This window comes from Pseudomonas sp. B111 (genome assembly GCF_026428275.1).
GTDB lineage: Bacteria > Pseudomonadota > Gammaproteobacteria > Pseudomonadales > Pseudomonadaceae > Pseudomonas > Pseudomonas aeruginosa.
The window spans coordinates 4,186,174-4,207,252 of sequence record NZ_CP097857.1; the positions used below are offsets into that span (position 1 = coordinate 4,186,174).

A 21,079-nucleotide genomic window follows, 5' to 3' on the forward strand; every position below is an offset into this window, starting at 1 on the left:
AACCAGCGCCACGGCCAATCCCGCTTCCTGCGACCGGGCCTGTCCGCACTCCCGTCCGCTCAAGGCGACACCTGATGAACGCCCGCAGCCAATCGCTTCCCACCGGCCTGTCGATCGTTTCGATCGTCTGCTTCAATTTCGCCTCCTACATCGCCAACGGACTCCCCCTGGCCGTGTTGCCCGGCCATGTCCTGAATACCCTGGGATTCAGCAGCGCCATGGTTGGCCTGGTGATCGGCACGCAATACCTGACGACCCTGCTGTCGCGCCCACTGGCCGGCCTGCTTGCCGACACCCATGGCGCCAAGCGCACGGTCATGACCGGACTGGCCGTGCTGACCGGCAGCGGCCTGCTGACGGCCCTGGCGATCATCCTGCCGCTGCCCCTGGGTGTCGGCCTGGCGCTGCTGATCACCGGGCGCATCCTCCAGGGCATCTCTTCGGCGCTGATCTCCACGCCCTGCTGCACTTGGGCCATCGGCCTGCATGGTACGTCGCGCACCGCACAGGTGATGTCCTGGAATGGCATCGCCGCCTACGGCGGAACCGCCCTCGGCGCGCCGCTCGGCGTTCTGGTACGGGACCAGTTGGGGCTCGCCGGCATCGGCTTCGGCATCACCCTGCTCGGCTTGCTGCCCCTGCTGTTCGCCCGGAGCCGACCGCCGGCACCGTTGCTGCCGGGCATACGCCTGCCGTTCCACAGCGTGTTCCTCGCGGTGCTGCCCAACGGCCTGGCCGTCGCCTGCAGTTCGGTGGGCTTCGGAAGCCTGACCGCCTTCGTCGCCCTGTACTTCGACAGTCAGGACTGGAACAACGCGGCCTATTGCCTGAGCGCCTTCGGCATCGCCTTCATCTGTGCCCGGCTGGCGTCGCCCAATGCACTACCGCGCTTCGGCGGCTACCGGGTGGTCACGTTCTGCCTGATGGTACAAACCCTGGGGCTGCTACTCGTGTGGCTGGCGCCTACGCCCCTGGTGGCGATCCTCGGCTCGGCGCTGACCGGTCTGGGCGTGTCCTGGGTCTATCCGGGGCTGGGGGTGGAAACCCTAGCGCGCACGCCGGAGAACAACCGCAATTCGGCCCTGAGCACGCTGTCGCTGTTCTTCGACCTGGCCGTAGGGCTGGCCGGCCCACTGATGGGCCTGGTGGCCGCGCATTTCGGCCTGTCATGGATTTTCTTCTGCTCGGCCCTGCTCTCGACCCTCGGCCTTACCCTGGTGCTGTGCCTGCGCCAGCGCTCCGGCCGGTGAAGCGTGGACGCTGGCGGCCGAAAACTAACTGAACAATTTAAATAATACTGCCCATAAAAATCGAAACCTGCATTCTGCAGCCAGCGCCCCGGCCGTCGGCGAATCTGCCGCACACGCCTCCATAAGCCCGACTCCAAAGACCTGCAAGGCTATCCAGCGGAGTAGCAACGTGCCTGACCGGTGGTTTTCAGCCCTGAGCAGCCGTTGACCCAGATCAATTCAGAAGCCCTCCACGGGGCAGATAATCGGCTCGCAAATGAACATAAATCTATTTTTTGTTCATATAAAACAACAAGAGCGAAGACCGACTATGACCAGTACTACCAACCCGGCACTGAGCGACGGCACGAGGATTTCGGACCTGATTGATCTGGAAAAACATGAAGTGAAGATGCGGACGCTGTCCGACCCCGAGCTTTATGCCCTGGAGATGAAGAAAATCTTCGCCAGGACCTGGGTCTTCCTCGGCCACGAGACAGAGATTCCGAACAAGGGCGACTTCATCGTCCGCGACATGGGCTCCGACTCGGTGATCGTCGCCCGCTCCAGCGACGAGCAGATCCACGTCTCGCTTAACGTCTGCCCGCACCGTGGCATGAAGATCTCCACCGTCGACGGCGGCAATGCCGCCGCCCATGTGTGCATCTACCATGGCTGGACATTCCGCCCCAACGGCGACTTCATCGCCGCGCCGGTGGAGAAGGAATGCATGCACGGCAAGATGCGCACGAAGGCCGAACTCGGCCTGCACAAGGCCCGCGTGTCCGTCTATGGCGGCCTGATCTTCGCCACCTGGAACGTCAACGGCCCGTCCTTCGAGGACTTCCTCGGCGATGCCAAGTGGTATTTCGACACCCTATGGTGCCGCACCACCGCCGGTATGGAAGTGCTCGGCCCGCCGCAGCGCTTCATCATCCGTGCCAACTGGAAGACTGCATGCGAGCAATCCGCCTCGGACGGCTTCCACACCCTGACCCTGCACCGCTGGCTGGGCGAGGTCGGTCCCTATGCAAAGAAGCCGGATGCCGAAGGCAAGGGCGGCGACCTCAGCCCGGAAATGTACGGCGTTGAAGTCTGGACCGAACACGGCCACACCATGCGCTGCATCGAACTGGACCGCAAGATCCAGCGCCTCACCGGGCGCGACCCGTCCACCATGAGTGCCGAGGAAAAACTCACCCTGCTGCCGCCACCGGGCATCACCCGGGAAATGGTCCCCGAGCTGCTCAAGCGCTTCAGCCCGGAGCAGTTGCACGTCATGAGCTGGCGGCCGCCACAGGTGGGCAACTTCTTCCCCAATGGCCTGTTCGAATTCATCTACCTGCCGCAGCCGGACGGCACCGTGCTCGGCGCCATGGCCCTGCACGCCTATATCCCCAAGGGGCCGGACAAGCTGGAATTCGTCAACTGGATCCTCGCCGAGAAGGACACCCCGCCGGAAATCAAGGCGCGCATGCTGCGCCAGTCGATCCAGTTGCTCGGCACCTCCGGCATGGTCGAGCAGGATGACTCCGATACCTGGCCACACATGACCCTAGCGGCCAAGGGAGCGATGAGCGAGGCCATCACCCTCAAGTATCAGGCCTTGTACGAGGACGACGCCAAGCCTGCCGACTGGCCCGGCCCCGGTCATGTCGGCGAGGGCTTCACCAAGGACGATACCCAGTGGCAATGGTGGAAATACTGGCACGCGCTGATGACGGCCTGACCACCCTGCCCCTCGTACACCCTGCCCGGCTGCGTAGCGCGGCCGACGGCACGCACAGCCTCACGGAGATCGCCATGAACGACTTACAGACCCTGCTCGCGCCCACGCCCCTTCCGCCGACCGACCGCAGCAAGCGCATCGCCAGCGGCAGCCCGCTGCACAGCGAAATCGTCGACTTCCTCTACGACGAGGCGGAGCTGCTGGACACCCTGCAACTCAAGCAGTGGAGCGAAACCCTGACCCTGGATATCGAGTACAACGCCCCACTGCGCCTCACCCGTCCCAATCGCCAGCAACAGCAGACCGTGGTGCGCAACGTCCAGCACCTGCACGAGAGCCATGGCTCGCTGATGGTGCGCATCATGCGCATCACCGACACCCGCAGCGCCTGGGGTGAGGACCCGCCCTCGCGCACCCGGCGCCTGGTCAGCAACGTCCGCGTGTTCGGCACCGACAAGGCCGACGAATACAAGGTGCTGAGCTACCTGCTGGTGACCCGCAGCCGCTTCGACTTCGACGACTTCGACCTGATCCCCTGCGAACGCCACGACATCCTGCGCCGCGAGAACGGCCAGCTGAAACTGGCGCGGCGCGAAATCCTGCTGGACCAGGCGGTGATCGGCACCCCGAACCTCGGCATTTTCCTTTGATCGACCCGACAGGGGTAAAGGCCACTGCTGCGGCCAACCACGGAGAACGACAATGCAACTCGAAGACATGATCCTCGTCAGCGTGGATGACCACGCCATCGAACCGGCCGGCGCCTTCGACCGCCACATGCCGGCACGCTTCAAGGGCCGCCAGCCGCGCGTCGAGCAGCACGGCGGTCGCGACGTCTGGGTATTCGAAGGCCAGGCCACCGGCTACATGGGTCTCAATTCCGTAGTCGGCCGGCCCAAGGAAGAGTACGGCATGGAGCCGCTGGGCTACGAGCACATGCGCCGCGGCACCTGGGACATAAAGGCCCGCGTCGACGACATGAGCGCCAACGGCATCCTTGGCTCGATCTGCTTCCCGACCTTCCCCGGCTTCGCCGGCCAGCGCTTCCAGGTACATGCGGATCGCGCCGTGTCCCTGGCGGCGATCCAGGCCTACAACGACTGGCACCTGCATGACTGGTGCAACGCCGCCCCGGGACGCTTCATTCCACTGATGCTAGTACCTTGGTGGGACATGCAGGCCGCTGCTGCAGAGGTTGCACGTCTGGCTAAGCAAGGCGTGCATGCCCTGTCGCTGTCCGACAACCCGGCGCTGCACGGCTTCCCGTCGATCCACAGCGACTACTGGGACCCGCTGTGGAAAGCCTGCGCCGACAACAAGGTGGTGATCTGCTGCCACATCGGCACCGGCATCAAGGCCGAGCACGCCTCCGAGCTGTCGCCGATCGATGCCTGGATCACCTCCATGCCGATCTCCATCGCCAACTCGGCGGCCGATTGGATCTGGGCGCCGATGTGGAAGAAGTTCCCCGACCTGCGCATGGCCCTCTCCGAAGGCGGCATCGGCTGGATCCCCTACCTGCTGGAGCGCGCTGATTTCACTCATCGCCACCACCACGCCTGGACCAACGCCGACTTCGGCGGCAAGAAGCCCAGCGACATCTTCCGCAAGCACATCATCACCTGCTTCATCGAGGACGATTTCGGCCTGCGCAACCTGCCGGACGTGGGCGAGGACATGGTCACCTGGGAATGCGACTACCCGCACTCCGACTGCACCTGGCCGAATTCGCCGGAGGTGGCCTGGGAAAGCCTGCGCAAGCTGCCCAAGGAGACCATCCACAAGGTCACCCACCTCAACGCCATGCGCGAGTTCTCCTACGACCCGTTCGCCCTGCTCGGCCGCGACAACTGCACGGTCGGCGCCCTGCGCGCCCAGGCCACGCACGTCAATATCGAGCCCGCACTGGGCATGGGCGGTGCGGCGCCCAAGCGTGAGAAAGGCAAGCCGGTGACCTCCGGCGACATCAACGCGATGTTCGCCCAGGCGGACGCCCAGACCGCGCTGTAGGCAAGGCCATGGCCCCCTCCCGGGCAAAGGCCGGGAGGGGGCGGCTCAAGACAATCACAAGAGGCCAGCATGGACATCATCGGCATTGGCTACCTGGGCTTCGAAAGCCCGAACCTGGACGCCTGGCGCGAGTACGCACCGCAGGTGCTCGGCCTGGGCCTGGGCAACGCCGCGGCGGGCGACCCCGACTCCCTGTACCTGCGCAGCGACGACCGTCGGCACCGCATCGCCTTTCACCCCGGCCCCACCGACCGCATCGCCTACATCGGCTGGGAGGCCCGCGGGCGGCAGGCCTTCGACGCCGCCGTGGCGCGCTTTCGCGCAGCCGGCGTGGCCCTGGAAGTCAGCGACGCGGCTCTGCGCGAGATCCGCGGGGTGCGCGAACTGGTGCGCTTCCGCTGCCCGGCGGGCTACCAGCACGAACTCTTCTACGGACAGAAATGGACGCCACGCTCGTTCGTTCCCGGCCGCCCGCACGGCGGTTTCGTCGCCGACGAGCGCGGCGTCGGCCATATCGTCCTGATGACGCCGGACTACGGCCCGGACCTGGAAGCCTTCTTCATCGAGCTGATGGGCTTCCACTGGTACGGCGCCGGCGCCGGCAAGGGCCGCACCGGCTTCTTCCGCGCCAAGCTGAACGACAAGACCAGCCATGACATCGCCTTCGGCCATGCGCCCGGCATGAAGGGCGTGCAGCATATCGGCCTGTTCGTCAAAAGCCTGCGCGACCTCGGCGAAACCTACGACATCGTGCGCCAGCGCGCGCTGCCGATGCAGATGACCCTCGGCCAGCACAGCCAGGACCCGCACGTTTCCTTCTACCACTTCAGCCCGTCCGGGTTCGCCGTGGAGTGCATCCACGAACTGCAGCCCTGGCACCACGACGGCTTCGAGCTAAACCCCGAGCACCTGAGCGTCTGGGGCCATGAACGGGTCGGCCCGATCCTTGGCCCGAGCGTCATGCCCGTGGAACGCTACCCCGACGACTGAACACGCGAATCCAGCACCAACATCGACAGAAAAAGGACAAAAAGATGAGCAAGATCTATGACATCGTCATCGCCGGCGGCGGCCACAATGGCCTGGTCGCCGCCTGCTACCTGGCCAAGGCCGGGCGCAGTGTGTGCGTGGTGGAGAAGAACGACAAGGTCGGCGGCGGGGTCATGACCCGCGAGCTGACCATTCCCGGCTTCAAGCACGACGTCTGCTCGGTGGCGCATACCCTGCTGCAGGCTAACCCGCTGCTGCGCAACGACGAACTGGAGCTGAAGGCGAAGTTCGGCCTGAAGTACATCAACCCCGACAAGATGACCGCGATCTTCTACGACGACGGCAGCACCCTGGAGTTCTACACCGACCTGGAGCGCACCTGCCAAGCCATCGCCAAGTTTTCCGAGCGCGACGCCGATGCCTACCGCCGCTTCAACCACCAGGTGTTCCAGAACCTCGACATGCTGGTCATGGGCATGTTCAACACGCCGCCGAGCGCGTCGCACCAGGCGCTGATGATGGAACAGAGCCAGGTCGGCCAGGAACTGATGCGCACCCAGGCGATGAGCGCCTGGGACTACATCAGCGAATGGTTCGAGAACGACAAGGTCAAGATCGCCCTGGCCCGCTACGCCTCCGAGGCGATGATGAACCCGTTCGACAACGGCACCGGTTTCGGCTTCTACATCATCCTGCCGCTGATGCACCGGTACGGCGTGGGCATCCCGGTCGGCGGTTCCGGGGCCTTCGCCGACGCCCTGCATGCCTGCCTGGAACACCACGGCGGCGAGGTACGCACCCAGGCGCCGATCAAACAGTTCAAGATCGACGGCGGCAAGGCGAGCGGCGTGATCCTCGACAGCGGCGAGGAAATCCTCGCTCGCCAGGGCGTGATCTCCACCCTGCACGCCAAACAGGTGTTCCCCGCCATGGTCCCCGGCTGCGAATTGCCCGAAGGCTTTGAGCAGCGCATCCGCACCCTCAAGCACAGCAGCTTCCAGCCGTTCAACATGCATGTTGCGCTGCGCGAGGCACCGCGCTACAAGGTCGGCCCAGCGGTGGACGACTTCTTCTGGGTGGAGCGCTCGCATTCCGACCCCGAGGAATTCTCCCGCGCCTTCCGCGACCTGGAATACGGCATCCCGCGCCGCGACTTCATCGCCTACGTGACCCAGGACACCTACGACAAGACCCGCGCCCCGGAAGGCAAGCACGTGCTCAACATGTATGCCTTCTGCCCCTACCACCTCAAGGGCGGCGCCCAGCGCTGGGACGAGATCGGCGAAGAGGTAGCCCACGCTTTTCTCGACGACTTGCGTAAGCTCACCACCAACATGGACGACGACAACATCCTCGGCTTCTCGTGGATGACCCCGCTGGACATCGAACGCCACAACAACGCCATGATCGGCGCCGATATTCTGCACTTCGGCTCCTACTCCTGGCAGATCGCCGGTAACCGCCCAGCCCCCGGCTACGCCCAGTACAAGTCGCCAGTGGACGGCCTGTACCTGGCTGGCGCCAGCACCCACCCCGGCGGCGGTGTCACCGCCGCCTCCGGGCGCAACGTGGCACGGGTGCTGCTGGAAGAGTCCGGCCTGGATTTCGACGAACTGGTCGGTGCCTGACCACCCCTTGCAGGAGCGAGCGCAGCATGAAGATGTTCAGCAAGGAAGGTGTGGAGATGGTGGACATCAAGTCCATCACCCGCGATGAGCAACGACTGGTCATCAAGGGCAAGGTGATGGGCGCCATGACCACTACCATCCTGGTCCACCCACAAGACTGCTGGCAGGCCGCCCGCCTGCTCGGTATCGGCGGGATCCTGCGCTTGCCTCTGATCCTGTTCCAGGGTTGGCTGGCCACGCGCAGGACAACCCGGGTGAAACGCTGACGCTCATCCAGTGCGAATGGGGCGCGACCGAGGTCGCGCCCCATATTGCCTCCTCACGTCTTGATGAAGTAACGCACCCACAGCCTGCCGTCCTGGAAACGGTACAGCTCGATGGTCTCGATACCGCCGCTGCCGTCGCGCAACGCGTTGCGATGATGGCAGGCAGCTTCCTCGCCGTTGATGATGGTTTGCTTGACCTCAATGCGAAAACGCGGCTGCTGGTTTTCCCACATGCCTTCCAGGATCTGCCATGGATCGGTCGGCAAGGCACGGCCGACGTACTCGATGCTCAGGCTGGCGGGCGACATCCGCCGGTAATGCTCGAAGAACCCCTCCTTGTCACCGTTGTTCCAGCATTCGATCTGGCCATGCAGGAAATGCTCGATGGCTTCTTGCGCACTCATTGATTTCTCCTCGGTTGCCATGGGCGGATCTGGCCCGCCGGACTTTTCACACACCTGTTCAGTGTTCAGGCGTGCTGCTGTTGGACCGTGACCACCGCTGCCGGCCGTAGCCAGAGCAGGATCGACGGGCCGATGATGGAACAGGCCAGGCAGCACAGCAGCACTGCCAAATAACCGTCGTAAGCCTCATAGAGGTAGCCGAAGAACACCGGCATCAACCCCGAGACGATGGTGATCAACCCCAGGTGCAGGCCGAAGATCCGCGCGTACTCGCGCAGGCCGAAATAACGCGCCATGAGAAGCGCCGCCAGGTCGAACTCCGCTCCAGCGCTGACGCCGATGCACAGGGTGGCGAGCACCAGCAGCGCTATGCTTTGCACGCCGCCGAACAGGAAAATCGCACAACCTATGGCCGGCAGTGCCAGACTGATCACCGCGACCAGGATCGGCGAGTAGCGATCCAGCAGATACCCCACCAGCAAGCGCCCGGCGATGATGGAAATGCCGAAACTGCTGAACACCTGGCTCGCCACTTGGGCGGAAAGCCCCTTGCCCTGCAACATCGGCACCATATTGGTGACCATGCCGACGGTCAGACACACCGAGAGGATCAGGGCAACGTTGAAACTCCAGTAGACCGGCGAGCGCAGCGCCTGGCTGAAGCTGAGACCGTCCAACTGGGCTACCGTCTCGCTTCCCCCCGGCAACGCCGGCTCCAGTTCGCCCGGCAGGCGCATCCACAGCAATGCCATCGGCAAGGTGAACAGCAGCGGCAGCGCGGCCAGGGTGAAGAAACCCGCCTGCCAGCCGAACTGGGCGATCAGCCTGGCCAGCAGTGGCGGCAGCAGCACCGCCATCAGCCCGGTACCGCAAAGAATGACCGCCAGGGCCAGGCCACGGTTGCGCTCGAACCACAGGTTGACCAGTTGCGTCCAGGTAATGGCGATGGTTCCCGCGCAAACCAGCGGCATGGCGAAGAACGCCAAGTACAACCAGCCGATGGAATGCTCGATGCAGGTGATCGCCGCATAGCCGATCACCTGCATCACGATCGACATGATCGCCACCCGGCGCAGGCCGAAACGGCGGTACAGCGGGCCGACCAGTTGGGTAGAGATCGCCACGCCGGCGAACAGGAAGGTAATCGACGCCTGCAGTTCACCCCGGCTCCAGCCAAAAGCCTGTTCGAGGGGAATCACCAGGGTGCCGAAGCCGTAGAGCAGACCCGCGCTGATACTGGTGCAGATACCGACGAGGCCAAGCAGCAGGATGCGCCAGCCGCGCTTGAACTCGGTGAGGTCGATGGCCGCCCGCTGGGGCGAACTGGATGTATCGGACATATGAGGACTCCTATCTCGGACCGCCGTGTCAGTCGGGCCGTACGGATCGGGCTCAATGCCCCTTGAGGATTTCTTCGACCTTGGGCATCGCCACCATGGTGGCGCCACCGTCGACCAGCAACGAAGTGCCGGTGATATAGGAAGCCTCGCTGGAAGTCAGGAATAGTGAGGCGGCGGCAATATCGGCCGACTGTCCCAGGCGTGGCACGGGGAAGCGCTCGGCCAGTCGATGCGGCAGTTCCTCCCCCAGGGTTTCGAGCATATGGTCGGTGCCGATCAGCCCCGGCTCGATCACATTGACCAGGATGTTCAGCGCACCGAACTCCACCGCCAACCCACGGGCGAAGGCATTCATGAACGCCTTGCTGGAACTGTAGGGGATCAGCGTCGGCGTGTATTTGCGATTGGCCTCGCCGGAGGAGATGAAGATCATCCGGCCCTTGTCCTGGGCCCTGGACAGGTGGGGCGCGGCATCCTTGGCCAGCCAGAACAGCGACTGGATATTGCTGCGCACCAGATGATCGAAGGTCTCGTCCGCCATCTCGGCGATCAGCCCAGAGGCCGTATCGGCGGCGCAGTGCACCAGGATATCCAGTGCCCCAAAAGCCTCGATGGCACCGTCGACCATCGCCCCGACTGCCGCACGATCGGCGATATCGCCGCCGACCAGATGGGCCTCACCGCCCAGCGCGGTGATCTGCGCAATGGTTTCCTCGCCATGCCGTGGCGTACGTGCCGACACCACGACCCTGGCACCTTCGCGGGCGTAGGCCAGGGCGATTGCGCGGCCCATGCCACGTCCGGCGCCGGTGACCAATACCACCTTTTTGTCGAATCTCATCACCTGGTTCCTTATTGTTCTTGTTCAGGATTGTTCTTGCTCGGGTCGCCCCTGTCCGGAATGGTTCGCGCCCGCGGTCAACGAACCGCGGGCGTCGGCTCAAGCCGGATCAGATATCGGCGCCCGGCACGTTGCGCGCCGAGCCGTTGCGCCGATCCGACTCGCCCCAGGCCAGCCAGTGCGAAGGCTTGCGGGTGTCGCCGACCCGTTGCCAGCGCCCTTCCTGTTGCGCGGTGACGGGGAAGCCGCCAACGAAGTCGATCATCTCGCCCCTGGGGTCGGGCAGGAATTCCCACTCTTCCTCTCCCTCGATGACGATCCGCGCCGACTCCAGGAAGTAGCTGCCGTCCTTGTGTCTGGTCTGCCCCTCGATATCGGTGGTCACGCGCACTTCGCCCTTGTCGTTGCTGAAGATCGCGTAACCCAGGTGATCATGGCCGACCATGAAGGAGCCTGCCTCCCAGCTACCGTCCTCGTACAGGTTGGCGAACGACCACCAGATCACGTGCTTGTTGTTGTTGACCACCAGATCCTTCTGGAAGTGGATCGCGCCCCCCTCGGCCATGTAGAACTGGTCGAGCGCCATCGCGCCCCTCACCGGCCGTCCCTCGCAGACACCGGACAGCTCCCACAGCTGCGAGACGTAGAAGGTGCCCCACTCCACGCCGGGCAAATACCACTGCAGGCCCGGGCCAAGCAGGCGGCCTTCCAGCTGGAACAGGCCATCTTCGCGCCAGGTCAGGCGCTCGCTGTTGGCGGTGATTTCCCAGCCGTTACCCGCTTCGCCGGGCAGGTTGGTCCAGCGCACCGTGTCGCCTTCCAGGGTCTGTACCGGTAGTGGCGTCAGCGCCTGGCGGGCCATCTTCTCGTGGTCCATGCGCAGGTTGACGCCATCCACATGGTTGTTCAGGTAGTAGAACTTGGTCGGGTTGGGCGTACCGCCCGGGGCCATCAGCGAGCGCACGAAGGAATAGATGTTGCCGTCCTCGTCGCGCACCGAACCGAATGGCGAGCTTTTGCTCAGGCGCAGACCGAAAAAGCCACGGCTGCCGGCCATCGCCGCGCCGGTCACCTTGTGTGGGCCGACCAGTTGCTGGAAACCGAAGTCGCCGCGCTCGGGAATCGTCTTGAACGTTCTCATGGCATTCGTCTCTTGTCGTTGTTGTCGAAAGGTTCGCGAGGCGTGACCGGGTTCAGTCCCAGATCACCGGGAGCGTGGAAACGCCGCGCAGCTGCGCGCCCTCGATGACGGGCGCGGGCTGCGACGGATCCAGGCGGATATTGGGGAACAGGTCGAGGATGGCGTTGATCGAGCAATTGATCTCGACCTTGGCGATAAACTGGCCGATGCACATATGCGGGCCGAAACCGAAGCCGAAGGACGGCTTGAGCTTGCGGTCGATGTCAAACACATCGGGGTTCTCGAAGGCATCCGGATCACGGTTGGCAGATACCACCATGCACTGCACGAAGGAGCCCTTGGGAATCTTCACGCCATGGAACTCGACGTCCTTGGCTGTCTCGCGCACCTTGAAGGTGGCCACCGGCTCGTAGCGGGTGGTTTCGTCCATCAGCTTGGGAATCAGCGAGCGATCAGCCTTGACCCGCTCCAACAGGCCCGGGGTGGTGAGTAGCATGGCCATCACCGAGCCGAACATGCGTGTGGTGGTTTCACCGGCGGCGGGCAGCAGCGAACGGGTGAAGGTGATGACTTCATGGTCGTCCAGGGTCCGCCCTTCGTATTCGGCACGCAGCAGGCGGCCAACCACGTCATCGCCATGGCTGCCCTCGGCGCGGCGTTGCACCACCACGCCCTGGATGGCGTCGTACAGGCCCTTGACCGCGATACCGGCCTGCTTGCGCGCCTCGGCCATCTTCGCCGGGTCGATCTGGTTGCCCCCGACCATGGCCAGCGCCCAGGCGGCGTATTGCTTGTACTTGGAGGGGTCATCGGTGGGGAAGCCCATCAGCGCGTACATGATGCGAATCGGCAGTTCCAGGCCGAACTCCATCAGGTCGGCTTTCTTCTGCGGCACCAGCGGCTTTAGGTATTCCTCGCGGATCGCCTCGTCGATCTGCCCGCGCCACTTGTTCACGCTCTCGGGCATGAAGGCCGGTTGCAGCAGCGCGCGCACCTTACGGTGCGCCTCGCCGTCCATGGCCAGGATCACCAGGCCGTCGAAGAAGGCGCCGAGGCCTTCGGCAATGAACCCGCTGGTGTAGGTGTTGCCGTCGCGCAGCACGGCCATCACGTCCTGGTACTTGAACAGGGCGAAGGTCGGCCGAGTTCCCTGCTGGATACCGGCGTTGGTCGGTACGCCGAACTGGGTGATGAAGTCGCCCTCGTAGATCGGTGACTTCAGGAGCTGCTCGCGGCACACCTCATGGATGTCCAGATCGGTGCCACGGTAGGTCTCGGAAACGGCGGTGTAGTTATTCTTGAGGTCTAGGGCGGAGGCGGTGCTGGTACTCATCGGATTCAACCACTCTGTGGAATTGTTGTTGTCGGAAGTCGAGTGACGCCGGTACGCAGACCGGCCATCAGGCTGGCGGAAGCGCGTGCCCCGTTGCGGTTTTCATTTGGAAACACGCCGGTTCGCTCGCCCAACCGCAAGTAAAGGTATCCTTTCGGAGACACCGATCTGGGATACTAACGGGCTGCCTTTTTTCTGCGGCCCGATTCGTTTTACCCAGGGTCAAACGAAGTGCATCGACCATTGTCGTGATAAGGAGAAAAGGGTGAACCCTGCCGAGCAGAACGAACCAGGAAAACGCAACACACTCCGCCGCCTGATCGAGGCCGCACGCCTGGAGTTCGCTGACAAGGGCCTCGCCGGCGTACGTATGGAGGAGCTTGCCCGCGAAGCGGGGATCACCAAGCAACTGATCTATCACTACTACGGTTCCAAGGAGGGACTGTTCGTCGCCGTGCTGGACGAATGCTCCGAACGGGTCATGTCCGAGCTGGTGGCACTGGATGTCGACTCGCTGCCTCCCAGGCAAGCCATGCGCGCGATGCTCAACCACTTCTTCGACCAGTACCGTCATGACCCGCTGCTCGGCGCCCTGGCCCTGGAAGGCATCCACTACCACGATACCCACCAGACGCCGCGCAACCGCTTCCTCGAACTGACGCCGACGCTGATCGACAAGCTCGACGGCATCCTGCGCCGCGGCGCCGTGGCCGGTGACTTCAAGACCGACATCAACCCCCGGCTGTTTCTCGCCACCGCCGCGCTGGTGACCACCGGCTGGTTCACCAACCGCTATTCGATGTCGGCATTGGCCGGCCTGGACACTGTCTCGGAAGAAGGGATGAGCACCTGGCGCCAGTACTCGGTGGATTTCATCCTGGCGAGCATTGGGCAGAACCAGAACGACCACAGCGACTGAGGCCGCAGCGGTCGCTCCATTCGATGCCAGCTGTTACTTACCTGCTTTCGCCAGGTAGCGCTTCACCCGGCCGGCCGCCAGCCGCCCAGCCATGCCGTTGACGCCGCCGCCCGGGTGAATGCCGGCACTGCCCAGGTACAGCCCTTCGATCGGCAGCGTGTCGCCACCCAGCCCGTAGGCCGGGCGCATGGCGCTGGAACGCATGGACGTGGTATCGATATGCACCACGCAACCGTTCACCGTGTTCAGGCGAGCGGTGAAATCCGGCGCCGCCTCGATCCAGCGACCGATCACATGCCCCTGGATGCCCTCCACGTATTCGGACAACTGCTCGACCACCTGATCGGCCACCCGCTCCCTGAGCGCGTCCCAGCCTTCGCGCGGGGCGACCGGCATCACCGGCGGATAGATGTAGAGCACGTCCTGGCCCGGCGGCGACTGCGAGGGATCCACCGAGTTGGGCGCAACCATGGTGATGTACGGTAGGCGCGGTACTTCGCCACGGGCGCTGGCGGCGAAGTTCTCCAGCACCGCCTCTTCCGTGCCGATCATCAGGCAGGCTTTGCGCAAATCGACGCCGTCACCCCTGGCCGCCTCGAAGCGCGGCACGGAGATCTGCCCGTCGAGCGCTAGGTCGACCTTGAGCGGCCCCGAGCCCCTGGCGTTGGCCGGCGCCAGGGCGATACGGGTCAGCAGGTTTCTCGGCATTTCACCGGCGCTGACCATCTCCAGCGCCACTTTGGGGTGACAACCGGCAATGACCGCGCGCGCCGTGAATTCACGCCCGTCGGCCAGCCGGACGCCGCGAACCTTGCCCTGACTGGCAAGGATTTCTTCGACGCGGGCCGAGGTCATGACCTGGCCGCCCAGTTCTTCCAGGCGCGCACGCATGGCATTGCTGAGCTGCTGCATGCCACCGATGACCCGGCCGACGCCGAAGCGATGGAGGAACCCCAGCAAGGCATAGTAGATGCCGCCGCCGTCGGCACTGATGTCACCCGCCAGGCCGGTCAGCGCGCACATCGCGGAGATGGTCACCGGATGCTCGAAGCGCTCGCGCGCGGCCTGGTGCGCGGAACCGGTCATCAGCGCCATCAGCTCGGGCTTGTGCTTGCGCCGCTTGAGTGCGGTTCCCACCATCTTCAGCTTGGCCATCAGGTTGGTGCGTGCCGGATCGACTCGCATCATCGGCAGGGCGATGTCGAGAAACAGGTCGATGACCTTCATGAATTCGAGGAACGCCTCGGCATCTCTGGGACTGTAACGGCGAATTTCCGCAGCGGTCTGCTGGCGATCACGCCAGAACACCAGCGAGGTGCCATCCGGGTGCAGGTAAACGTAGCCCGGCGACAGCTCGATCGACTTGAAACCGTGCCGTTCGAGTTCCAGCTCACGGGGTACGTGGGCATGCACGCGCATGGACATCATGTCCATGGCGCAGGGGTGCACCAGGTGCTGTGGCGCCTCGGGGATCAGGTAGCCCGATGAAGCCATGCCGCCGACCTTGTCCAGCGCTTCGAGCACCAGCACCTTCTTGCCATCCATCCCTAGATAGCAACCAGCCGACAGACCGTTGGTGCCACCACCCACGATAATTACATCGAAATCCGTGTTGTCATTTTTCATGGTTTGATTGTTCTTGTTCATTGCTGTTGTGAGTAAGCGCCAGGCGGCCTGACAATCTCTCGCTGGGACGCTTTACCGCTTGCCAGAAAGCTAGGGCCCTGCCCTTCAGCAGGAAGGCAACGCTAGCAACAACCTCTTGGCAGCGGTTGTTCATCGTTTTACCGGCAGTAAAACAACTCCCCAGCGTTCCCTGCGACGCACGACACAGCTCTCGCCGGCATCACCCTCGGTGACCACGAATAAAGTTTTAAAGGGAATGGCCGATGAAATCGCAACGACCGAAGAGATACGCTTGGTCTCTCCAGACACTGACATGCTCACCCAGGTCCATTCGGATCGCTGCGGAGTGAGCATCAGCTCCTGGGTGCAGGACCTAGCCGGCTCTACCGGCCCGGCTTCGCCTACATGCTATTGCGGCCCATCTGGGCGAACAGTTTACGCATCGCGACTAGTGACGGAGTGTGGCTACTGAAGCCGCCATCGGCCACCAGGGTACTGCCAGTGATGAACGACGATTCGTCGGAGGCGAGGAAAGCCACCACGTCCGCGATTTGCCGTGGGGTACCCAACTCGGGCGTGCAGTGGTTGTCACGCATGATTTCCAGCAGGGCCTCAGGCAATGGGTGCTGCGGCGCAAGACCAATCTGCACAGCGTTGCCGCGAATCCCTTGCTTGCCGTACTGCGCGGCAACCAGTTTGGGCAGCATCAGCAACGCCGCCTTGGAGGTGGCGTAACCAGTCAGCGACATATCTCCCTGCACCCCCAGACCAGAGGTGGCGAAAATAATCGAGCCGCCAGCTTGCTCCAACATCACCGGGACGACGTGTTTGGTACATAGCACCGCTCCACGCAGGTTGACAGCGATGGCCCGGTCGAAAGCGCCCATGTCGAGATTCGCCAGGTCGCAATCGCGCTGCCGCTGCTCGGCATTGAGCACCGCAGCATTGTTATGCAGCACGTCAATGCGACCGAAATGGTCTTTGACCTGGCCAACCATGGCGTGGACATCCTCTTCCGACGAAACATCGGTACGGATGCCCAACGCCTCGTGACCAGAAGATCGCAAGGAAGCCGCCACTTCCACAGCAGCCTCTCCATTGATGTCGACTAAGGCGACAGAGGCACCATGGGAGGCTAATACCCGCGCGCATTCGGCCCCCAGTCCGCCACCGGCGCCGGTGACAATCGCAACACGTCCAGACAGTTTTCCCATAGTGGTCATGACCTTGTTCTCCACCCCACTTTCAACTCGTTCCCGTTACTCACCGGTGAAGCGCGGTTCGCGCCGCTCGGCAAATGCCAGTGCGGCCTCGCGCCGATCCTTGGTTGGTGCCAGGAGCGCGAACAGGTCCAACTCAAGATCAAGCCCGCGCTTGATGTCCAGCTCCAACGCAGCCCGCGCGGCCTGCTTGACGTATGCCGAAGCGGCCGGCGGCTTGGCAGCTATCAGCCGAGCAAGTGCTGCGACCTCATCAAGCCAGTTGGACTCGTCGCTCGCCAGGCGAGTGACCAGGCCAATTCGGCGGGCCTCATCGGCTCTCACGCGCTCGCCAGTCAACAACAGATCCATGGCCAAGCCCGGAGCCACGACTCGCGCCAGGCGCTGGGTTCCACCGCCGCCAGGGATGAGTCCCAGCCCGGTTTCCGGCAGGGCGAACACTGCATTCGGTGCAGCAAATCGGATATCACAGGCTAGAGCCAACTCGAGCCCTCCCCCCATGCAGTACCCATGAATGGCGGCTATCACCGGCTTGCAGATGCCGTCCAGGGACTCGATCCAGCGCGAACGCTCCATACGTTGGCGAACCTGTATGGCCGACTCTTCACCACGTTTTTCCTTGATGTCCGCCCCAGCACAAAAGCCTCGTTCACCCTCACCGCGAATCAGGATGACCCGCACCTGCGGGTCGGCTTCCAGCAGCCCTAGGGCCTTCGGTACACCAAGGCGGATATCGTCGTTGATCGCATTGATCTGCCCGGGTCGGGTCAGCACGATCCAGCCCAGAGCGGAATCTCGTTCGACGCGGACAGACTCATTGATCAACAGCGGATCCAATGCATCCGAACCGGAGGTCATACACTCACCTCCTCGAACTCGAACACTTGGCCGTCCAGCTCCCTAGGATCGACCTTGATCAGCGGCCGGCCACCAACTGCCTCGCTCGACTCGATCCACCGGAAAGCTGTACCCCGCGCACGCAGATCTTCGGCCTTGGCTGCCAGGTCGTTGACGCCGATACGGATGTAGTACGGGCCCGGGCCCCAATTGTTCAAGTAGTGGCCGGCATCGGTGTTCCATTGAGTTGCCTCAAGCACATCGAGGGTCGCACTGTTGGCAACAGTAAAGCCCATGCGCGCACGCCGGTAACCTTCCTCTCGCAGTTGTTCCACCGGACCACTGGGTTCCCAGTCAAGGTTAGTGGACACCTTGCGCAAGGTCTCGTCCAAGTCACGCACCAGGAAGCCGCGAGCAGTCACCCGCACCATACTGCCGGGCGCTAGATCGCGAGGTTGTGCCGGCGGCAGGGTGTAGGTTTCCGCCGGCATCTGCAGCGGTTCGGTCTCCATGATCTCGATGCATAGACCACCGTCGACCGAGGGCTGGTAATACGGCCGCTCCGGCGTGGCGCCGAGCCACAGGCGATCAAATGGCATCTCCGGCGTGCGCTGTGCCATGCGGAACGGCAGGCGGCGACGCATCAGCTTATCTACCAGCACAACGAACTTCTCGCGATGCAGAGCCAGGACGATGGAGTGGGTAATCATCGGCCGGTGATGCCCCTGATAGTCCTTGAGGCTTTCCAGGAAATCGTGGAACAACGGGTCTCCGGGATTCGGCTTGTCGAGGTGCCACTGCGGCTCAATGCGCGTCGGCGCTACCGCCAGGGATTTGTGCACCCTCAGAAAATGCGCGATGTAGGGATGGTTGTCGAACGCCTGCCGCCACCGCTCATGCTTATAGATACCAAGCTTGTCTACCAACTTCTCGGCCATCCCGTCAGGATCCGGCACCATCATGTCGGCGCTCATCAACAATTCGAACATGCGATTTTCCTCTTGTCGTCGGCTAGGCACGGCGGAATGCCACTGAGCATCCGCCCCTGCGGACTGGATTGATCAATGGGCGGTAGCAGCCTGGGTATTCGCGTCTGTACCTTTCCCGAGAGAGACAGGCGCTGTGCTACCAGCCACTTGGGGCTCCGCGGGACGTGCTTTGGGGTTGAGCAGGAAGTGGGACAGGGCCGGGATGAGAACAAGGGCGCCGAGCATGTTCCAGAGGAACATAAAGGTCAGCAGGATTCCCATGTCAGCCTGGAACTTGATGGGTGACCAGGCCCAGGTAACGACCCCCGCCGCCATGGTCAAACCGATCAGGGCAACCACTCTGCCGGTAAAGTCGAGGGAGCGCCGATAAGCCACGATCAAGCTGCCACCACGCTCCTGCACCGCCAACTGCACACTGAGCAGATACAGGGCATAGTCGACGCCGACGCCCACGCCCACGGCGATGACCGGTAAGGTCGCTACCTTCAGGCCAATGCCCAGCCACACCATCAAAGCCTTGCAGATGATGGTCGTCATCAGCAACGGTATCAGCGCTACCAGCGTGGCGCGCCAGCTACGGAAGGTGAGTAGGCAAAGTAGAGCCGTGGCGCCGTATACCGCCAGGTACATGGTGACGATGCCCCGCTCCACCTCGATATTGGTAGCAGCCTCGATACCGGCGTTACCGGCAGCAAGGAGGAACTCGACCGGTTGCTCTCCAGTGCTGACGTTATTCTGTTTGGCGAACTCCTCGGCAACCCGCAGCACGCGAGTGAGCGTGTCAGCCTTGTGATCAGCCAGGTAGGCAATCAGCGGTGTAACCGAACATTTCTGGTTGGTGATTCCCGGTGCGGAGATCATCGCCGAATCGACCGAGGAGTTGGTGATTGCCTGGTCGCGACTGATGGTCAGCCACTTGCCACTACCTTCAGCCATGCCCGCAGTGAAGAAACGGACGGTCTCGGCCAGCGAACTGGTGGTCTGCACTCCCTCAGTCTGGCGCAACTGCCAAGCCAGCCGGTCCATGGTCTGCAACGGTTGGTAAAGGCGGCAGTTGTCCTCATTGGTCTTCATGATCACCACGAACTGGTCGCTAGACAGCCCATAGTTAGCGGTGATGAATGCGTTGTCCCGGTTGTAGCGCGAGTCTGGCCGCAACTCCGGCGCCCCAGGGTCAAGGTCACCGACCTTGAGGTGAAGCATGACCACACTGCAGGCTGCGGTAACGATAACGGACAAGGCGATCACGCCGATCGACCAGGGACGCTCGGTGAAACGGTCAAGACCATGCCAGATATGGCCGAGGAATCCGCGGTTAGACTCCCCGGCGCGATCCTTCTCAATGGCGATCCGTGCAGCCTTCTGACTTACCCCGAGATAAGACAGCGCTACGGGGATCAGCAGCAATTTGGTGAAGATCAGCACAGCCACACCGATACTAGTGGTCAAGGCCAGGTCGCGAATTACCGGGATGTCGATGATCACCAGGACGGCGAAGCCGACGATATTACACAGCAACGCTGTCAACCCGGTCAGGAACAAACGGCGGAAGGTGTAGCGGGCAGCGATGTACTTATGTGTGCCACGTCCGATGTCCTGGAGAATGCCGTTCATCTTCTGCGTGCCATGGGAAATCCCTATGGCGAAGATCAGGAACGGCACCAGGATCGAGTAAGGATCCAGTTCGTAGCCGAGTAACTCCATCAGGCCAAGCAGCCAGATTACGCCAGCCACGGCGATGCCAACCAGCAGCAAAGTGCTGCGCAGGCAGCGGGTATAGAAGTAGACGAAGACTGCGGCGATGATCACCGACGCGCCGAAGAACAGCATGACCGCATAGAGGCCATCGATCAGATCACCGACCAGTTTGCTGAAGCCAACGATATGGATACCAATCGACTCGCTCTCCATCGACCGTAACTGGTTCTCCAACTGGCTGGAGAACTCACGGTAGTTCAGCGGCTGGCCAGTCTGGGGATTGGTTTCCAATAAGGGGGCGACAATCATGCTGGATCGATTGTCGTTGGCCACCAGGCTTCCCAAGATGCCTGCGCGCGCGATATTGCGCCGAAGCTTGTCGATGGACGTCGGGCTACCGTTGTAATCGGCAGGCATCACCGCACCGCCGTCGATACCCTCCTCGGTGACCTCCTTCCAGCGCACGATCGGCATCCACAGAGATTTCATCCAGGACCGATCGACCCCAGGAATCAGGTATAGGGTGTCATTCACCTTCTGCAGTGCGGTCAGGTAGTCATGGTCGTAGATATCTCCCTGCTTGTTCTCCACCACGATCCGCACGCTGTTACCGAGCCCCGGCAACTCGCTCTTGTAGGCAAGATAATTTTTGATGTACGGGCTGGTGCTAGGAATCATCTTTTCGAAGCTGGCATTGACCTGCAAGCGAGTCGCATGGAAACCCAGCACCAGGGTGGCAACAAGGCATACCAGCAACACCAGGATGCGATTGTTGAAGATCACTCGCTCGAGATACCCGCCGGAGGTCATGTCGAAATCCCGAAGGTTAGGGATCACCGGCATTCCACTGTTGTACTTCTGCTCGACCATTTCTACGTT

The 21,079-nt window shown here is 62.7% G+C and carries 18 protein-coding genes; 8 read left to right on the forward strand and 10 right to left on the reverse strand.

Translation table 11 applies throughout. From position 1 onward, the window contains the following. The first annotated feature begins 74 nt into the window (after window positions 1-74). From M6E97_RS19505 to M6E97_RS19535, 7 genes are all read left to right on the forward strand, one after another. Window positions 75-1,250: an MFS transporter gene (locus tag M6E97_RS19505; RefSeq protein ID WP_049311546.1), complete on the forward strand. Its 1,176-nt coding sequence runs from the start codon at window positions 75-77 to the stop codon at window positions 1,248-1,250. Window positions 1,251-1,560: 310 nt separating this feature from the next. After that, complete coding sequence (locus M6E97_RS19510) at window positions 1,561-2,958, forward strand: aromatic ring-hydroxylating dioxygenase subunit alpha (RefSeq protein WP_049311545.1); 1,398 nt, start codon at window positions 1,561-1,563, stop codon at window positions 2,956-2,958. Between the two features lie 74 nt (window positions 2,959-3,032). Beyond that, complete coding sequence (locus M6E97_RS19515; RefSeq protein ID WP_004350362.1) at window positions 3,033-3,608, forward strand: 3-phenylpropionate/cinnamic acid dioxygenase subunit beta; 576 nt, start codon at window positions 3,033-3,035, stop codon at window positions 3,606-3,608. A 52-nt stretch (window positions 3,609-3,660) separates the two neighbouring features. Next, the gene (locus tag M6E97_RS19520; RefSeq protein WP_033970199.1) at window positions 3,661-4,968 is read left to right on the forward strand and encodes an amidohydrolase family protein; all 1,308 of its coding nucleotides are present in this window, start codon (window positions 3,661-3,663) and stop codon (window positions 4,966-4,968) included. 69 nt (window positions 4,969-5,037) lie between these two features. Then, the gene (locus M6E97_RS19525; protein ID WP_043158259.1) at window positions 5,038-5,958 is read left to right on the forward strand and encodes a VOC family protein; all 921 of its coding nucleotides are present in this window, start codon (window positions 5,038-5,040) and stop codon (window positions 5,956-5,958) included. A 44-nt stretch (window positions 5,959-6,002) separates the two neighbouring features. After that, the gene (locus tag M6E97_RS19530) at window positions 6,003-7,586 is read left to right on the forward strand and encodes a phytoene desaturase family protein (RefSeq protein ID WP_049311162.1); all 1,584 of its coding nucleotides are present in this window, start codon (window positions 6,003-6,005) and stop codon (window positions 7,584-7,586) included. A 26-nt stretch (window positions 7,587-7,612) separates the two neighbouring features. Further along, the gene (locus tag M6E97_RS19535) at window positions 7,613-7,852 is read left to right on the forward strand and encodes a hypothetical protein (RefSeq protein WP_049311163.1); all 240 of its coding nucleotides are present in this window, start codon (window positions 7,613-7,615) and stop codon (window positions 7,850-7,852) included. A gap of 53 nt (window positions 7,853-7,905) precedes the next feature. Here the strand turns inward: M6E97_RS19535 and M6E97_RS19540 are convergent, their stop codons facing one another. The 5 genes from M6E97_RS19540 to M6E97_RS19560 form a co-directional block, all read right to left on the reverse strand. Further along, entirely contained in the window at window positions 7,906-8,256 is a 351-nt protein-coding gene (locus M6E97_RS19540; protein WP_033970191.1) for a nuclear transport factor 2 family protein, read from the reverse strand. Between the two features lie 65 nt (window positions 8,257-8,321). Then, window positions 8,322-9,596, reverse strand: coding sequence for an MFS transporter (locus M6E97_RS19545; RefSeq protein ID WP_049311164.1), 1,275 nt, complete (start codon window positions 9,594-9,596; stop codon window positions 8,322-8,324). Between the two features lie 52 nt (window positions 9,597-9,648). Then, window positions 9,649-10,437 (reverse strand): SDR family NAD(P)-dependent oxidoreductase, encoded by a 789-nt coding sequence (locus M6E97_RS19550; RefSeq protein ID WP_043158254.1) that lies wholly within the window; start codon window positions 10,435-10,437, stop codon window positions 9,649-9,651. Window positions 10,438-10,546: 109 nt separating this feature from the next. Further along, a complete protein-coding gene (locus M6E97_RS19555) occupies window positions 10,547-11,578 on the reverse strand; it encodes a hypothetical protein (protein ID WP_049311165.1) in 1,032 nt (343 codons plus the stop codon). 52 nt (window positions 11,579-11,630) lie between these two features. Beyond that, window positions 11,631-12,911, reverse strand: coding sequence for a cytochrome P450 (locus M6E97_RS19560; protein WP_033970185.1), 1,281 nt, complete (start codon window positions 12,909-12,911; stop codon window positions 11,631-11,633). 265 nt (window positions 12,912-13,176) lie between these two features. Here M6E97_RS19560 and M6E97_RS19565 point away from each other — a divergent pair, with 265 nt between their 5' ends. Continuing rightward, on the forward strand, window positions 13,177-13,830 hold the full coding sequence (locus M6E97_RS19565) for a TetR/AcrR family transcriptional regulator (RefSeq protein WP_033970184.1): 654 nt from the start codon (window positions 13,177-13,179) through the stop codon (window positions 13,828-13,830). A gap of 33 nt (window positions 13,831-13,863) precedes the next feature. Here the strand turns inward: M6E97_RS19565 and M6E97_RS19570 are convergent, their stop codons facing one another. The 5 genes from M6E97_RS19570 to M6E97_RS19590 all read right to left on the reverse strand — a co-directional run bounded on the left by M6E97_RS19570 (window position 13,864) and on the right by M6E97_RS19590 (window position 21,070). Continuing rightward, window positions 13,864-15,477: a phytoene desaturase family protein gene (locus M6E97_RS19570; RefSeq protein ID WP_049311166.1), complete on the reverse strand. Its 1,614-nt coding sequence runs from the start codon at window positions 15,475-15,477 to the stop codon at window positions 13,864-13,866. 380 nt (window positions 15,478-15,857) lie between these two features. Further along, the gene (locus M6E97_RS19575; RefSeq protein ID WP_033970178.1) at window positions 15,858-16,679 is read right to left on the reverse strand and encodes an SDR family NAD(P)-dependent oxidoreductase; all 822 of its coding nucleotides are present in this window, start codon (window positions 16,677-16,679) and stop codon (window positions 15,858-15,860) included. Between the two features lie 36 nt (window positions 16,680-16,715). After that, window positions 16,716-17,534, reverse strand: a complete 819-nt coding sequence (locus tag M6E97_RS19580; protein WP_033970177.1) for an enoyl-CoA hydratase/isomerase family protein — start codon at window positions 17,532-17,534, stop codon at window positions 16,716-16,718. After that, window positions 17,531-18,502, reverse strand: a complete 972-nt coding sequence (locus tag M6E97_RS19585; protein WP_033970176.1) for a lactoylglutathione lyase — start codon at window positions 18,500-18,502, stop codon at window positions 17,531-17,533. Before M6E97_RS19585 ends, M6E97_RS19580 begins: the two co-directional genes overlap by 4 nt. Before the next feature lie 72 nt (window positions 18,503-18,574). Next, window positions 18,575-21,070: an efflux RND transporter permease subunit gene (locus tag M6E97_RS19590; RefSeq protein ID WP_033970175.1), complete on the reverse strand. Its 2,496-nt coding sequence runs from the start codon at window positions 21,068-21,070 to the stop codon at window positions 18,575-18,577. Window positions 21,071-21,079: the final 9 nt, after the last annotated feature.